13 protein-coding genes are annotated in these 16194 nt (G+C 35.4%); 6 read left to right on the forward strand and 7 right to left on the reverse strand.

The window, feature by feature from the left end; genetic code table 11:
* Positions 1-52: 52 nt before the first annotated feature.
* Entirely contained in the window at positions 53-1099 is a 1047-nt protein-coding gene (locus tag R7P80_RS00110; RefSeq protein ID WP_020330805.1) for a ParB/RepB/Spo0J family partition protein, read from the reverse strand.
* 414 nt (positions 1100-1513) lie between these two features.
* Between R7P80_RS00110 and R7P80_RS00115 the strand changes: the two genes are divergently transcribed.
* The 4 genes from R7P80_RS00115 to R7P80_RS00130 all read left to right on the forward strand — a co-directional run bounded on the left by R7P80_RS00115 (position 1514) and on the right by R7P80_RS00130 (position 5845).
* Positions 1514-1981 carry a hypothetical protein gene (locus R7P80_RS00115; RefSeq protein ID WP_318096282.1) on the forward strand — a complete coding sequence of 156 codons (468 nt, stop codon included), beginning with the start codon at positions 1514-1516 and terminating at the stop codon, positions 1979-1981.
* A gap of 119 nt (positions 1982-2100) precedes the next feature.
* Complete coding sequence (locus tag R7P80_RS00120) at positions 2101-3099, forward strand: hypothetical protein (RefSeq protein WP_318096284.1); 999 nt, start codon at positions 2101-2103, stop codon at positions 3097-3099.
* A 54-nt stretch (positions 3100-3153) separates the two neighbouring features.
* A complete protein-coding gene (locus R7P80_RS00125; protein ID WP_045592257.1) occupies positions 3154-3771 on the forward strand; it encodes a hypothetical protein in 618 nt (205 codons plus the stop codon).
* Positions 3772-3955: 184 nt separating this feature from the next.
* Positions 3956-5845 (forward strand): DEAD/DEAH box helicase family protein, encoded by a 1890-nt coding sequence (locus R7P80_RS00130; protein ID WP_318096287.1) that lies wholly within the window; start codon positions 3956-3958, stop codon positions 5843-5845.
* Between the two features lie 10 nt (positions 5846-5855).
* On the opposite strand, the gene R7P80_RS00135 is transcribed toward R7P80_RS00130, so the two are convergent.
* From R7P80_RS00135 to R7P80_RS00160, 6 genes are all read right to left on the reverse strand, one after another.
* Positions 5856-7322, reverse strand: coding sequence for a hypothetical protein (locus tag R7P80_RS00135; RefSeq protein ID WP_318096289.1), 1467 nt, complete (start codon positions 7320-7322; stop codon positions 5856-5858).
* A 99-nt stretch (positions 7323-7421) separates the two neighbouring features.
* Positions 7422-8630, reverse strand: coding sequence for a restriction endonuclease subunit S (locus R7P80_RS00140; RefSeq protein WP_318096291.1), 1209 nt, complete (start codon positions 8628-8630; stop codon positions 7422-7424).
* Positions 8627-9163: a hypothetical protein gene (locus R7P80_RS00145; protein WP_318087329.1), complete on the reverse strand. Its 537-nt coding sequence runs from the start codon at positions 9161-9163 to the stop codon at positions 8627-8629. The genes R7P80_RS00140 and R7P80_RS00145 overlap by 4 nt, the downstream gene beginning before the upstream one ends.
* Entirely contained in the window at positions 9160-11256 is a 2097-nt protein-coding gene (locus R7P80_RS00150; protein WP_318096292.1) for an N-6 DNA methylase, read from the reverse strand. Before R7P80_RS00150 ends, R7P80_RS00145 begins: the two co-directional genes overlap by 4 nt.
* 201 nt (positions 11257-11457) lie before the next feature.
* Complete coding sequence (locus tag R7P80_RS00155; RefSeq protein WP_318096294.1) at positions 11458-14811, reverse strand: DEAD/DEAH box helicase family protein; 3354 nt, start codon at positions 14809-14811, stop codon at positions 11458-11460.
* Positions 14812-14940: 129 nt separating this feature from the next.
* Positions 14941-15096 carry a hypothetical protein gene (locus R7P80_RS00160; RefSeq protein ID WP_318096296.1) on the reverse strand — a complete coding sequence of 52 codons (156 nt, stop codon included), beginning with the start codon at positions 15094-15096 and terminating at the stop codon, positions 14941-14943.
* A gap of 226 nt (positions 15097-15322) precedes the next feature.
* Here R7P80_RS00160 and yidD point away from each other — a divergent pair, with 226 nt between their 5' ends.
* Positions 15323-15637 carry a membrane protein insertion efficiency factor YidD gene (gene yidD / locus R7P80_RS00165; RefSeq protein ID WP_318096297.1) on the forward strand — a complete coding sequence of 105 codons (315 nt, stop codon included), beginning with the start codon at positions 15323-15325 and terminating at the stop codon, positions 15635-15637.
* A 61-nt stretch (positions 15638-15698) separates the two neighbouring features.
* Positions 15699-16133: a GNAT family N-acetyltransferase gene (locus tag R7P80_RS00170; protein ID WP_053319386.1), complete on the forward strand. Its 435-nt coding sequence runs from the start codon at positions 15699-15701 to the stop codon at positions 16131-16133.
* Positions 16134-16194 lie beyond the last annotated feature (61 nt).

The following is a 16194-nucleotide window of genomic DNA, read 5'->3' on the forward strand; positions in this document are numbered from 1 at the left end:
TTTACTGCTAAAAACAAAAAGACAGGGATCTCTCCCTGCCTCTAATTTCAACTTATACCGCGATTGATAGCTGTTCTTCTTGTGCTTCAAACTCTACATCTTGGCTTTCGCCTTTCTTCGCTTGAATTGCCAGATCTTTCATCATCTGATCAGCGTTGGCATTGTGAGTATTGATTTCATCCAGATCGGCAGCAAGTGAAAGCAGCTTTTTAGCCATTTCTGCACTCATTGTCAGTTGTACATCTTTATCATCTTCAAGCGCTTCAATAGTCACCTGAGAGGCTAGAGAGGTTACAATACTACCCATACCAGTTACTTTTTTAGGTGGCAGTTTCATCTTTTTAAGTGCCGATGTACCTTGAGATTTCGTCGGTTTCACACCAGATTTCTTTGCTTCTTTCGCTTCGGTTTTAGCTCGAACTTCTTCCTTAGCCATTACCAGAGCGATATCTGCACCATGCTGACGAATATTGTTCCAAGCGTTCGTCGCTGAGTATTCACCAGACTGAATCATTGCTTTAAGCTCTTGTGGGGCTTTCATCAACACTAGGTAGTTAGACACTTGCACAGACGACACGCCTAGCTCATCAGCGATTTGAGTTTGATTTAAACCCATGTTAATCATGCGTTGGTATGCGCCAGCTAGTTCCATTGCTGTTAGCGGACGACCCTCAGCAGATTTGATCATACGCGCAAGCTGATCAACTTCGTTGCCTGTTACTTCGATAACAGATACCGCTTTCAGGTCTACACCGTTTTCAAGAGCTTGGTAAATGGCAACAGTACGGTGATGACCCTCTACCACTTTCAGGCGTTGAACTCCGTCAACTTCCACAACTACTACTTCGATTGGCGGAACGTACTTACCGTCTGTGTATGAGCGCACAAAGCCCTCTACGTGTTCTGCGTCGATATCACGGACATTGAAGCCTTCTTCAATCCAAAGCATACGAGGATCAGCGTTGAAGCCGTTTACTCGCTTAACTTCGATATCCTTGTTTCCGCTTAGCTTACGCAGACCATCTTTAGAAGCCAGTGCTACACCAGTAGCGGTTGCAGTTGCAGTTGCGATTGCTTTTTGAATGTTAGTAGTAGTCATGGTGCCTTCCTTATTTGATATTCTTTAATTTAACGCCTTGTGCGTCTTGATGTGTTTAATAATACATTAGTTGGCGGCAGAGTCAATATAAATTTTAAATTATTTAATTTTTATTTGATTGAAAGGCAAACCCTTCTCAAATGCGAGCGAGTTCTTCTAAAATGCGAGTGAGTTCATCTCAAATGCGAGTGAGTTCTTCTTAAATGCGAGTAACATGATTCTCCTAGCTATGTCGAGTGAGGGATCTTTAATCGTTTGCCATAATCTAATTCTTGATTAGAATTCACGAACATTCATCAAGATTACAGTCTTAAGCGCTCTATAATCTTAGTTTTTTATTTACCACCTTTTTAACATAGAGTATAATATATAAAAGATTAAATATTGTTAACTTTGAAAATTAAGAAGAAAATTATGAAAAGCACCGACAATTTTAGCATTTCATCCAATGGATATAATGTGGATGTAGAGCTAAACATTATGGTCGTCCATACTAACGTTCTACAATTCAGCATTAGAACGATGACCGATGGGCGCATGATTGGAAGTCACTCAACACACTACAATATGAATGACAGCTCAATTTCATTTTTCAGCCAACTATCAAATGAAATCAAGCATTTACGTCTAACAAAATTTATGACTAAAGAAGAAATTGAAAAATCTTTAGGTAAAATTATTGAAGACACAAGCGCTGAAAAAGAAGCTTATAATGTGCATAACCTGATTGTTAAGCATTTCACTCTTGAGTGTTCCAGCATTCAGCAAACCCTAGAATCAATGACAATCCCAGTGATTGGTGATATCCAAGGTAGTGACTTCAAGCTCATCCAGGACTTGTTGGGGCATCGTCTGCAAGGGCTTTTAAAGACAATCCAATAATCAAAAACTAATGAGAAAGACATGATATTTCATGTCTTTTTTATTTATTTAATTATTGACCAAGGGTTATTTTTATGTATAATTAAGACAAATCAGAGCTAAATCAAAAGGGGATAGGCTTGAAATCAACAACACCAATGCAGCGACTAAAGCATTACATTAATATTCTGCTTCAGAGAACTGGCAATTATTACTGCACTCGATTAGAAGCTCGCGAAGCCAAGACAAACTATCCTTATAATGACTTTGGTTTTGACAAACAACGAATTGTTGGTGATCACGTCATTCTGTTTACACACGCAGACGATCATAAAGCTTATCACCGACACAAAAGAGGTGAGATCACCAAGTTCACCTACAAACACCCATCTATGGGGTTAACTTTTGAATACTTGGGTTCTGACAAGCCGATGATTCAGTTTAGCTTTCAAGATGATAACGCATTGAATCAAGTTCATTACTCCATTCCTTTCGATGTTGAGTATTTTAAACAAATCATCAAAATCGCACTGAATAACGACCTGTTTAATGAAGAACTTATTTATCATTTAAAAGAAGTTTTTTTAGCAGGAAAAATGGATGAAAGCTTAAAAGCTAAAATCACAGAACAAAATGACGAGTACGAAAACGAGTGCCGTTCTTTTGGCGAGCTTGTTGATACTGAGCTTAAGCAAGCAGAAGCATTAGTAACCTCATTCAATCAAGCTAAACAAACAGCACTTAAAGAGCTTTCTGAGGTCGCTCAGGAGGTTGAACGGTCAGAAGAATACGCTTTGGTTAAGCAATTAAAAGCTCAGCTAAAAGACGCAGAGCTAAAACTTGAAGACAAGAAATCTAGCCTGATCAAAGAGAGACCGAGCCTTGTTGAAAGCCAAAATCTAATCAGCGAATTGCAAGACCCAGATAACGGCATCGCCTTTAAAATTTACTCAATTTATCAAGGTATTGCCGAAAAGGTTCTGGCTGAAAACGGCTTGACAAAGAGTGCGAGATTAAGCAAATTTAAAGGACTTAAGAATAAGGTGTTCGAGTTGCTTAACCAAACTTCACTGCACTTACCAAATAGATGGAAAGTGAAAATTTCCGAAATCGAAGTTCAAGTTAAGAACTCTAAATAAGACAATTGATTCATGGGCTGCTAGCAGCCCTAAATAAAAATAAAGAGACACATCATGCGAAATATTCCATCTTACCTAAAAGAAGAGCTTAACAATCTTGGCATTACAACCCGTATTGTTGAAGGGTTTGATGAAGAGAAATATGAAGTTCCTCGCCACATCAACAAGATCCCTACAGGTTGGCAAGTACGCTTTGCCAGAAAGGGTGAGCCTTACTTCTCTTGCGCATTTGCTAACAACAACTATGGTGGTGCTGACAACGCGCTGGATGAAGCAATTTTGTGTCTCTTAGATGAGCAAAAAAATCACAAGCTGACTGATTTTCTTGAAATCGGCAATAAGGATGGCGTTAAAATCAGTTTTGCGAAAACATCACGTATTGATAATGGTGTACCTTGCTATTCAGCATCGGTTACTTTGCTTCATCAACGAAATGGTAGCCTATCAGTAGCAAGTCGTTACCTTGGAACCAAGAATACTTTAACCCAAGAAAGATTAGATACTGCGGTTAAAGAGCTTTTAGGGGCATGGTACTGGGCTAAAACAATGAAGGAAGAAATTGGACGAAGAGCATTCTCAGAGATTTCAAAGAAAATCCCCAAAAATGCTGCTGACTATCTACCTCAAAACTTCAAGATCCCTTCCTATAGTGTTGGAAGCCTGTTGAATTAGCAACTCCGCCGTAACCCTCGCCCGATCAGGGCGGGGAGAATCACCATAAAATAAGCTCACGATGAGTGAGCTTATCCATTATTGGGATTAGTAATCTCAAATTTTCTCAATATCTATTACTCTTACTCGATCTTTTTTCGTTTCTTAAGTACAATTATTAAAAATTTATTTACAAATAAAATCCATGCTTAAGAAAAACAATAAAAAACTAAAAGATGAAATCTTTTTGTCATTTAAAAACAAGTCAAAAAACAAAGAATTAGAAATTAGTTTCAAGGAAGGGACTACATCAGTTATTGCCTTTGGAGCTACAGGAAGTGGCAAGACAACAACTGTGATGTTTCCTGCCCTCGAACGATTAATTGAAAATGATTGCCCAGGAATTATTCTGGATGTAAAAGGGGATTACCTTGACTACTGCATTCAAAAAGTTGATAGCGATAGACTAATGATAATAGGAGGCTCTAAAGCCTCCACTTCATGCAATATTTTGCAAGGTATACCTGAAGAGATGTTTCGTAGCATTATATCTGACATATCACCAAACAAAAAAGATCCTTACTGGGGGACTGGTGGTATTAGAGATAGTATGCTTATTTATCATTTTTACCTTAACTGCTTTAACAGAACAGTAACCTTATCGGAACTATATAGCGCTCTTAATAACCCCCAAGGTTTCTGCAAGATTTTTGATCAATGGATCACTAGCACTCAAGAAATCAATGAATCTATAAAGTCAGTTATTGACTCCTGTGTATCTGAATCTTTTAGCATTCTTGATGTGGGAAAATCAATTATTATTCACTCCAATCTAGATACTGCTATCATAGAAGACGATTCAAAGTCCCTACAGCAATATACCTGGCATACTCAAAATCTTAAAAATAAACTTAGACCATTTTATGATAACCCATTATTAAGAGAGAAATTATCAGCTACAGATGTTGAACCATTATCGTTATCTGAAATGATTTATGAGAAAAACATGGTAATTATTCCAGATTTGCCTCAAAGTATTTTTGGTACAACAGGATATTTCATCTGCAAGTTATTAAGAGAAAGATTTACAGCAGCAATATTCTCTACATCGCCCTCCTACCGTGAAACAAAAGGTGTAGGAAAAGAAAAGTTTACATTTATGTTAATAGATGAATATCAAAACTACCTTAACATAAATAATGAAAGCAATGCGTCTGGTTTAATTGATGACAATACATGGACAGATAAATCTAGGTCTTATGGGCATATAAACATATTTTCAACGCAAGGAATATCATCTCTTCTAGCTCAAACCAATTCATTTCATGGTGTTCACTCACTACTTCAAAATATTCGATGTAAGATCTTCTTACCCACAGATGACTCCGAAACAATAAAATCTGTCGATAATTTGACTAAACATATTAATTTAAACTCAAGCTATTTGCTTTTTCCTGAAGAAATTGGAGATTGTCTTATTTACTCAAGCTTAATGGGAAAATCTGGCTTGTTTGAGTGCAAAATGGCAAGAAGCAAACACTTGCATATGAACTACTTTATTGATTTATCAATTGATTCTTTCGATACCGACTACTCATACAATGAATTACCGCTAGTAAAAAATGATTATTTCATTGATAATAAAAGAAATGCATATGAAGGTATTGGAATGCCTAGATTAGTAATTATCAAATATAAATATTCTTTAGCAAAGGATGATTTCATAAACGCATTAAGAAAAGAGGTTAAAGACTTCAGCTTATTTGGTAAGATTTTTGATAAAATTAGCTTTGTAGATCTTCCTAAGAATGCAACAAGCCTCGACATAGGAAAAACTTACGCAGAGAGCATTAAGAAATCACCTGGCTCCATAATATGCATAATGCGAGGCGGAGGTAATAAAGAAGATTTTGATGTGTTTAACAATAAAATCTTATACGACCTAATAAAGTATTCTATTGAAAATAAATTAGTATCAGAATTCTATTCTGCCATTGGACACTACTCAAATAAAACTGAACTAGACAAGTTAAGCTATGAATATGTATCTACACCAACAGATTTGGGTTACATGATAGGAAGGAAATTTAAATAGCCTTTAAAGGCTATTTATTTTTGCTTAGCAAATAATTTAATTTTTCTAATTCAATCCTATTGTCTTTCATATCATTAAAATTATTCTGTTGTATCTGAATTGCAATATTAGACAAGGCTTTAATCACTCCATTATTATCATCTTCATCATCTAATCGTTTATTTTTTTTAATATCAATAAAACTCATATCATAAAGATCACAGTATCTTATAACAGCTTCATTAGTGAAATAAAGACGAGGAAGCATCCACATAAAACTAGACTCATTTTTACCTCTGTAAAGTAAATTATTAGAACCATTCAACTTCAATGCATGATACTCAATGACATCTTCAATTAAGCAGTATGCAAACAACCCATTATCTGAAAATGCACTTTTTATATTGTTAAAGGTGGCAGAACCGACTCCAGAAAGATCAAGTATCTCATTTTTTGACATCTTTGCTAATTCAATAGTTTTTGAACTACTTCCTTTTAGTTCATAAGGAATTCTGGCTTTACTATTCTTAACTAGCTCTTCCATAGGAAGATATCTATCTTTATCAATTTCGAAAATCCTGTCAGCAAAACCCATTAATTGATTGCAAGCAGAGTAATTAGCAATGTTCGCAATTTTAGCTACAGTATTCTCTTTTAATATATAATTGTATTTATCAGACAGATCTTTAATTTCTTGATAGTAGATTTTGTTTTGTTTCGTTAACAAGTCGTTTTGAAGCACTAATGAAGCTCGTATGCCTCTCTGACTTACATCCGATTGCTTAGGATTACCTTGAGTGACACTTTCAATCTCTTTAACCCATAAGCTTAGCTCTTTCATTTCCAGTGAATCTTCCTTACCTAAGTTTTTTGATTGAATTGCCAAAACTTTTAGTTCATTAACTCTTTTAATTATATTCTCCAAAGAAGATATCAGATCCACGCCATCATATTCAGTATGAATATTTGTCAAATCTTCTTTTTTTTGAACTCTAATTCGTTCTGTGTATGATTTTGAATTAAAATCATCATCTGAGTCAGCTTCGCTCTGTTTAGACATAAGTCGTTTTTGATGATAATGATGGTATTTCATATTTATATTATCAATAGAATCCATCATACTCTTAAGAGTATCATCACCAACATTTTTGTTTCTTGACTCTTTGCAGGAATCATTTTCAAGCTCACTAATGAAACTGTCCAATTCTTTATACTTAGAATCATCTTCAGATGATATTGATACATCATGAGAAAAATTACTTAATATAGAATCGATTTCTGAATCACTATCAAATTCAGAATCATCAGAATCTGAATACTCATCATTCTCAATAATCTCATCATCATTAAACTCGCCAAACTCACCGAGATCATCAGAATCATCAAGCACACTAAGTTCATCAGAATCATCAAATTCATCTGACTCAAAAATTTCACTGGTTTTTTTACTTTCTTTGTTTTTTAACAAAAGTTCTTTTAGGTTATCTATAGCTTTCATTATTAATTAAATATTTTATTTTTATAAATAGTATCAATTACCAAGATGAAAAACAATTAAGCTCACCTAAGTGAGCTTATTTTATGCAAACTCGACTGCTTACTGACCACTCACCGCCTCATTAATCAGCGACTTTTTGTATTCAAGAAGAAGGGCGATCTTTTTGTTAATCTTTTTCTTTATGATATTTAGATTAGTAACTTCAATATCAAGAAATTTAGATATTGTTTCTTGATCTGCAACCTTTGGAACACAAACAGTCGATTCATTAAAGAAGTCAGCAATCAGATGCTCTTGACCTGTGGCACCTCTAAGGCAATATTCTTTTATATGATTACGCATTGTTATCAATAGGTAATAAGTGTACTTAGAGTGCATGTCAGTATTAGTACATAATCTCATTACATCCCAGTTTGCGATAGTTGTCTTATTTATTCCTTCAATGTATGCAACTTTACCTATTGTGTTTTTTACCCCACTAGAAGAAATCAGAATATCTCCATTGGATAGATGGAATTTTTCACCCGATGGAGAATTAACTTCAAACTTACCCTTAGACACATCTAGGGTATTATCTTGAAGCAAACAAGACTGAGTAATTATCAGGTTTTCATTATCATTATCAGAGTAAGTACAATTTTTCCCTCTCGTGGCTGTGTGAAACAAAGATTTTACGCTTCTAGACTTCCACTCGGAGTTAGTAATTTCATTACCATTTGCATCCAACCCCTTCGTGACCGCATTGTGGATGAGAGCGGTTTTGTATTCTTCGAGGTGGTGGAGTTTTTGGGTTAGATTTCCTATGGATGAATCAACCAAAGATAATTTACTTTCTAGTGTTATTAGTAAATTTTCACGGTCATTCGGTAAGGAGATTTCAGATAATAAAAAGTCACCCATTTTCAAAGCAGGCACAGCACCTGATTGGCAAAAATCACCTGAATCGATATTTAGGACTGAATTATAAATCCATTCCCCTTGATTCATATCTACAGGGATCAAAGCGCAGCAATTATTATCAATCAAACAAGGTTGAGATGTCATACGTCTTTTATTAGTAAGTAGTGCGGCACCTATTTTTGGCAAAATAATGGAACCAGCAGGAACTAGCTTCCAATTCTTACTTTTGCATAATTCCTCAGTTACGTAATTATTGCTATTTACTAAGTATTTTTCATTACCAATAGTGTTCATGTCAGACACTTTATAAAAAGGGATTGTGCCTTTATCTCCTTGAAACTCAACTGGAAAACCATATCCGTTATGCACAGAAACTAAATGCTTTAATCTGAGTTTATTATTGCTCATTGCATGAATCCTTTTGCTTTAATCATCTCATTAAAATCCTTTACAAAAGCATCATAATTTGTCCATCCCAATATTTCATTTACGATATTGCAGAAGTCTACTTTTGGTCTTTCAAGACATAGATTAGAACAATTTAACTTATCTGACTTAATAAGACTTTCAATTTTTGTTGCAATCTTAGAATTCCATTGGCTTCTATTCCCATAAGGATGCTCAGCTTCATTTCTCAAAAATTTGCAGACTTCTGATTTATACAAATCATGATGTCGAATTTTAGTGATTTTTACATTTTCCTTTTCTTCTTTTCCATCAAGCGTTTTTTGAGAAAAAGCAATATATAGCTTTACAATCTCCTTAGCTCTATCATTAAATTGTTCTTTAATGCCAGGATCAACTAATCCCTCAGAATGGCCTGTACTCAATATATAATCAATTATAATTTTATTATTCAGTTTTTGATCAACATTATCCCAATTTTCATAGATCTGCTTAGCTTTAGCTCTAGCAATGTTTATTTCAGAAACCCTATTCATCCCCACAACTCCTTCTCAAGCTCTGCTAACTCAACATCAATCGCTTTAATATCATCAGCAATCTCTTTGGTAGAGCGAAGCACAACAGGCTTATAGAACACCTTGTTAAAGTTGACTTCAACACCCACTGAATTGTCACCAAGAATGTATTCCTTGCGAACCCACTTATCCAAGAACGCTTGAATAGATTTCTCGTTTTCTTCACCTGGTAGGTGAGGGATGATTTCGTAGTCTTTGGTTAGATCGGCTTTTAGTTCGATTGAAAGCTTCATAACCGACTTGCCTGATTTCTTGCCAAGTGTCAGTTTTGGAACAATGAATCCACGCCCCATGCTTTTTTGATTGTCAAAAACGATGTTTTGATTCTCAACTGACGAGTGATACACATCATTCACATTAAGATCAGAATCTATGAAAACTTCCTTAAGTGAATCCACCAATTCTTTATCTGGTGTCATTTCACTACTGAAAATCACACCATCAACACTAGATGTGATTTGCTCTACCACAGAACCATCACTCGTTTTGAAGGCGAACTCTTTGCCATCTTTGCAAACTTTTAGCTCTGATACTTTACTCAGCTTTTTAAAGCCTTTTAACTTTTCACTTTCTGAAAGGGTGTCATAAACAGCTTTCCCGTCCTCATCACGCTCAATAAGCGTCAATTGCTGCTTGTTGTAGTAGAAATCGTACTTAGAAAGAAATTTAACGTCATCTGATTCAACTGGATTGTCGAACTTATCCATGACCCAATCAATGTGTTCAGAATCCATTTTATTGGTTTTCTTACCCATTGATTTCTTAAGCTTAGAGAATTTCTCTGAAGCATTAATCAGTATGATCTTATCTTTTCGGTCAGCAGGCTTATTTTTATTGATAACCCATAAGTAAGTAGTGATCTGAGTATTGAAAAACTCTTCTTTAGGTAGTTGTACCCAAGCTTCAATCCAATCGTTATCAAGCAGCCACTTACGTACCTGGCTTTCGGCTGAGTTTACATCACCTGTAAACATTGGAGACCCGTTATGGACAATAACTGCCTTACCATCAGATTTAAGCTTACTCACTGCGTGCTGCATGAACAGTAATTGACCATCTGATCTTGAAATTCCTGTGTTGACAAAACGACCTGTTTCATCTGCTATCACATCTTTTTCTGAGTCTTTCCAGTCAATACCGTATGGAGGGTTTGCAGAAATAAAATCAAATTCTTTACCAATAAATTTATCTTTAGCTAGCGTGTCTCCATGCTCAATCACATGCTTTGCACCGCCTCCAGACTCTGTACGAAAACGGGATTCAATTTTTGCTAAGGCATAAAGGGAATCATTAATCTCTTGTCCGTAAGTGCTAGTAGTAATATTAGGTAGACGCTTTTTAATTTTGTCCGCACTGCCAAATAGCATGTTGCCACCGCCACAAGTCATATCGTATAGCGTGACTGACTTTTTGTTATCAAGAACAGCGTATCGAGCCTGAATTGCAGCAACAAGATCTATGATGTCATCTGGAGTGTATTGCTCACCAGAAGTCGCAGCAGAGATGTCAGCCCACTTACGCTTAATATGCTCTTCCAAAGTTGTGATATCAGATGCATCGTAGTCGCGCAGATCGATTTCAGCCCATTTTGATGTGTAGTCTTTCAGGCGACCTTTGCTTTTTAGTGATTTTATATATTTTGGAATATCAAGATAAAGCGCATCAGTATCCTGAAGACCTAACAATAGCTTTGTGTTATCGTCCCAATCGTTTAAATAATCAGCAAATTTTTCATCAAATCCTTCCTGGACTTCGCAGATATCTGCAAGTGTACCAATAATAGTTGACTCACCTTTAGCAGCAAGCATTACATGCTCATTATAACTGAAGTCTTGAGTGCTATCTTTAAGCTCTTCACGAATTTCTTCTGTGCTGTAACCTTCACCAATTAGATTGTTTACCATCGTAATAAGACGGGCTTCAACCATTCTTAACACAAAAAACGGCATCATGTACTGGGGAAATTCAGACTGTTTTACGCCAGCTCCACGTAAAGTATCACACGTAGACCATATTTTACTTTCGTACTTCAAAATATCAGATTTTAGACACATTTAATTTAACTCAATTTCAATTTATTAATTACTAATTTGCTTAGTGGAAAAATAAGGGATAAGCACGAGACTTTCTCGAACTATTCGTTAATATTTTATTATTAATATTTGATATTATTTTGTTAATATTATTGATGTGTTTAGCTATTAAGCTTTATTTAATGAATTATAAAAGCTTGCCATTTTATGGCAAGCTTTTTATCAGTTATAAGTTTTTATTTTGATTTCGAATTCGGTCTTCAGCTCCCCGCAGAAGAGAGTGCTTGCACTGTTCTTTTGTGGGCAAACAAACTCCTTAAGGCACTTAACAAAATTCTCGTCAACACCAAACTTTTTAGCATTATTTCCGCGCATCACCTTCATTAAAGCTGCTTTGAAACCATCAAATTCCAAGCGCCCACCATCCTTGATGATATTGACAAAATCAACATTTCTATCCTGAATAAAATCAAACACTAGATCTCTCTGCTCGAAGTACCAGTGCTTAAAATCCTCACGGGTAATCTCGTCACGATTTAGGTCTGATATGTAGGAAATGCTTGATTTTACCTCAACAGGCTTACCACTTCCGCTAGAGCTAGCGTTAACATCATCTTCAATAACCACATCTTCCAGCATAAACGCCAAATCATCGTCATCAATGATTACATTGACTGGTATTAAGTCTTTTGACTCCTTCACGGCTCGCAATTTAGATAAGAACATACGCAAAACAAAGTGTCGGATGTGACAGAGGTGTTTTTTGTCAATATCAACAACAACCTTATATTTTTCAATATGATTGACATATCCTATAATTGGCTTAACAAACTCTTTGAGATACTCTTTTAACTCTTTTTTATCAGAAACACGCTTCTCTACTTCTTTCGCGACCAAAACTACGACATCCTCAACTTCCATTTGAAACTTTTCATCGAGTTTTCTTCCTGAATGATTTCGTGCGAAAGCCAGTAGCTTCTTAATTCCATCATCACGACGCATATTCTGATAAAAACCCTCTATTTCAGACAGAATATCTGTTGCAACAATTTTTCCAGAAATAGTTAGGTTTTCGTATTTTCTAAATGCCTTTTTTATTTCTTCTATATTGTTGTTTTCGTGAGTCCAGTCGATCACAAGGCAATCTTCTTTACCCTTAGCTGTACGGTTAACACGACAACAAGTTTGCACAGCTTCAATGTCTTTAATGTTACGATCAAGAAAAAGAGTGTGCAGGTTCGGATCATCAAAGCCTGTTTGCAATTTCTTTACAACAATAATTAACCCATTGAGTGACGACTTAAAATGCTTAATCACTTCTTTTTCATTAGAGAAACCACAAAGCGTATGTGATTCTTTAGGAATACTGTCTTGCGCATTCTTATTATTGGTATAAACAACGTAAACTCTAGCGTGAAGGCGCTTAAGAATGTCTTTACGCTTGTTTTTATTGAATGAAAGCATGTCTTCATCATTGATATCCTGACCACTTTTCACCTTTTCAACAAGTGCGTTACTTGCACCAAGACTTTCTAGAAGTTGGACTTTAGAATTTATGAACTCCTCAGAAAAAAATTGATAGTACATTTGAGCCGCTTTAACAGAGTGACAAGCAAACATGGCTTTTCCTCTGCTTGTTTGACCTTTAGGGTTGATTCTGTCAAAAATATTGTCAAACATCATACGGGTAGAGTGCTTAACAATAGCTTTTGCTCTCTTAGGGTTCTCATATATATCCTCCTTCTTAAAGTCATAAGACTCGGACTTCGCATCAATCTCTGACTTGTCAGAGTCTACTACAACTTTAAAACTTGGCTTAACCAAACCATCAACTGGATTAAGCACGAACCCCTCATCAATGGCTTCTTTCATGGTAAAAGCATCAAATGCACATCTTTTTTCTTTGTAGCTATGAAAAGAGCCAAATCTGGCAAGCACTTCCTCAGAAGGGGTTGCAGTTAGGCCAATAACAAGGTTCTTCACTTTTTTTGATATTACAGCATCACTGAATATACTCATCATATTCTGGTGTTGATCGCCTGAGTTGCTTCTATGAACCTCATCAATAATAAATGCATAACGCTTATTGGTTCTGGCGATATTGGATTCAAGTAAGAGCTTTTTGATTGCATTCGCGCTTCTAAACTTCTGTATATTAATTATTATTACTTTTTTACTTGTGGACTCCAAAGCCTCCACCAACTCATCTTTACTTCCTATTTCAGCAAAACTAGAGTTATCCATCCCAGGCATTGAATTCAGTTTATTATTTATTTGGTCTTTTAAATCAAGTCGGTCTGCAACAAGAAACACTTTTTCATATGCTGGCTTTGCATCGAATTGTAAGTTCTTTATTCGTCCTGCAAGCCACGCCATGATATTTGTTTTACCAAAACCTGCCGAATACTGAAGAAGAATAGAGTTGATTTTGTTAAATCCACTAATACTATTGTACTCGTATATAAGAGCGTCTTTTTCATGCTGATTTCTTTGAGCAACAGATTCATGATTAAGGATTTCATTAATCAAAAAATCTGGATCTGACTCATGCTTTAGTAGGGTGGTGATCCTTGAAATCGTTCTATCGACACCAAATTTCTGCTTAGGTCTAGGAGAGATTGGTACTGAGTTACTTTTCTCCACAGCGCTAGACTCAACAAAATTATAATATGCGATTTCATTGTAGACACTGTGTTTTGAATAATAGCTAGTCAGAACCTCTTTCAAAGTATCACTCAATTTAAGGATAGGTATACCTGACTTGTTTCTGGAGGAAGTTATTATTCTTTTGAATAGTTTACGACCCTTGTTGTAATAGTCAATCTGTGTATAAGAGCCATACTTATCCTTAGCCAGTGATCGAGCATCTTTTTTTAACTCTCCATGCAAATTGCGGGCAACCGATGCATCGGAGTTATCTAGACTTATTATTGAGCAAGGTTGAGACCAAAGCTGTAAAGCGTGTCGGTAACTGTCTGATTTCTCATCACTGTTCGAAACAAAATCATGCGCCTCTGCATAATTAGTTAGAATCTTATCTATACCATGATCAACACTCCCGCTTGAATCTAAATTTTTAATCTCTAGATAAGAGAAATAAAAACCATTAATAAAGAAGCATAGATCTGGTCTTCGACTAGACACCCCATCTGGATTTCTTTTGTAAACAACTTCCTCTACAACTGTAAAGATATTGCCTGACTCATTCATTTTTTCGCCAAAGAATTCTTCGTTATCATTGTTTGAAACAACATAAAGATAAAATTCCTGACCCTCAAATGTTATGCTTTTGTTTCTTAGTAAAAATTCCGCAATATTGTATTGTGACCTGGATATTCGAGACTGAACTTCTTTTATAAGCTCAACCATCCATGAATCACTCTTTGCTCTTTTTTTTAGTTTTTCGTAGGATGTTTTATTTCTACCTTGAGAGAACCACCTTTTAGCTACGCTAGGTATAACAAGGTCGTCTGTAACAGTCTGAGCATTAGCTTCCTCATACCCGAGACCGCCTTGTGATACAGGAGAGGTTAAAAAGTTTATGATATTTCTTTGAAACGCAATTTCTTTTTTCATTTTTATTCTTTTTTATTTATTTATTTTTTGCAATCTTAATTATTTTTTAGTAAAAATGCAAAGCTATATTACCAAGCTTTTTCCTTTTTATATTCTGGTTTTTTATGTTATAGGTTGCTTATCAAGATTTCATAGGCTTATCTCATTTTGACTCATTCTTTTTCTGTTTAGCGCCTCGTCACTAAAAAACACCTTATTGTAAACAGCAACAATAAAATCGGTTGGCTTTTCAGAAAAACTCTCAAACATATCTTCTTTAATTTTAGGTTTAAGTTGCTTGAGCATTAGCTCCCTAGATGGCAAGCATCTACTTTGACATATTTCATTAATGCAGTTCATACACGGCATAGGAAAAACACCATTTTTTCTTAATTTTTTCTATTTTCTCAAATTTATCACCAAAATTGAAATTTTGGATCATTCAATTCTTGGTTTACTTTGGTTTCTATCGATCTTAAAATTGCGAATGTCAATTAAAATAACTTTAAAAACTAATAATTAAGGAAGCCAAATGTTAAGCAAAATATCTTTATCTGCAATACAATTCTACCAAAAATTCATATCGCCAAAGAAGGGATTTCGTTGTGCATACGGGGTACTTAACAATACTCATGGATGCTCAGGAAGCGTGAAAGCCATTATCGAATCCAAAGGATTGATAAGCGGGTTTTCAGACATTAAGGGGCAGTTTTCTGCTTGTAAGCAGGCAAGCGAGGAACTTAAGCGAAGAAAGAAAAAGAAGAAAAATGATGAAGATGGTGTTTGTCTTGAGCCATGCACCTGTTCGGCTTGTGACTTTTTAGATGCGGTTAGCTGCATACCATAAAATTGACTCTTAATGTTAATTGTGTATTATTAAATAATTAAATTCAAACAGGTAATCAGTCATGAGCCATTATATTGCAGAAAACCACGAATTCGGTGAACTAAGAGGTGTCTACACATCTTCTACTGAAGATCAATTTATGATTGATGATGCTATTGATATGACCAGTGATTTCGATGAGCGCTTCATGACTGATTTCCTTACCGTTGTAGAACAAAATTTTGAGCGAGTATCCTTTTTAACAAAGATCTATGTGAATCCTGAACATAGAGGTCATGGTTTCGGTGCTCAAATGCTTGATAGCTTTTTAGATAAAGTGAAAGAGTCAGAACTTATTTTTTTGTTAGCAAGAGTCTCAAACCCTCAAGCGAAAGGTTTTGATCTCATCGACTTCTACTGCGATAGAGGTTTTTTCCCAATTAAGCTAAGCGATGGTGATCTACTAATGGTAGACAAGAAAAATTTCGAATTATTCAAAACCACTCTGGATTTTTAAATAATTAAACATTTACCTTTGTTGTGATTCATGTATAATAAAAACACAAGTAAGGTAAAGG

The organism is Vibrio sp. 2092 (genome assembly GCF_033339635.1).
GTDB lineage: Bacteria > Pseudomonadota > Gammaproteobacteria > Enterobacterales > Vibrionaceae > Vibrio > Vibrio alginolyticus.

What these genes read in the sequence shown, in the direction of transcription:
- R7P80_RS00110 (WP_020330805.1), bottom strand. Translation starts at nt 1,099, where the DNA reads ATGACTACTACTAACATTCAAAAAGCAATCGCAACTGCAACTGCAACC.
- R7P80_RS00115 (WP_318096282.1), top strand. Translation starts at nt 1,514, where the DNA reads ATGAAAAGCACCGACAATTTTAGCATTTCATCCAATGGATATAATGTG.
- R7P80_RS00125 (WP_045592257.1), top strand. Translation starts at nt 3,154, where the DNA reads ATGCGAAATATTCCATCTTACCTAAAAGAAGAGCTTAACAATCTTGGC.
- R7P80_RS00130 (WP_318096287.1), top strand. Translation starts at nt 3,956, where the DNA reads ATGCTTAAGAAAAACAATAAAAAACTAAAAGATGAAATCTTTTTGTCA.
- R7P80_RS00135 (WP_318096289.1), bottom strand. Translation starts at nt 7,322, where the DNA reads ATGAAAGCTATAGATAACCTAAAAGAACTTTTGTTAAAAAACAAAGAA.
- R7P80_RS00140 (WP_318096291.1), bottom strand. Translation starts at nt 8,630, where the DNA reads ATGAGCAATAATAAACTCAGATTAAAGCATTTAGTTTCTGTGCATAAC.
- R7P80_RS00145 (WP_318087329.1), bottom strand. Translation starts at nt 9,163, where the DNA reads ATGAATAGGGTTTCTGAAATAAACATTGCTAGAGCTAAAGCTAAGCAG.
- R7P80_RS00150 (WP_318096292.1), bottom strand. Translation starts at nt 11,256, where the DNA reads ATGTGTCTAAAATCTGATATTTTGAAGTACGAAAGTAAAATATGGTCT.
- R7P80_RS00155 (WP_318096294.1), bottom strand. Translation starts at nt 14,811, where the DNA reads ATGAAAAAAGAAATTGCGTTTCAAAGAAATATCATAAACTTTTTAACC.
- R7P80_RS00160 (WP_318096296.1), bottom strand. Translation starts at nt 15,096, where the DNA reads ATGCTCAAGCAACTTAAACCTAAAATTAAAGAAGATATGTTTGAGAGT.
- yidD (WP_318096297.1), top strand. Translation starts at nt 15,323, where the DNA reads ATGTTAAGCAAAATATCTTTATCTGCAATACAATTCTACCAAAAATTC.
- R7P80_RS00170 (WP_053319386.1), top strand. Translation starts at nt 15,699, where the DNA reads ATGAGCCATTATATTGCAGAAAACCACGAATTCGGTGAACTAAGAGGT.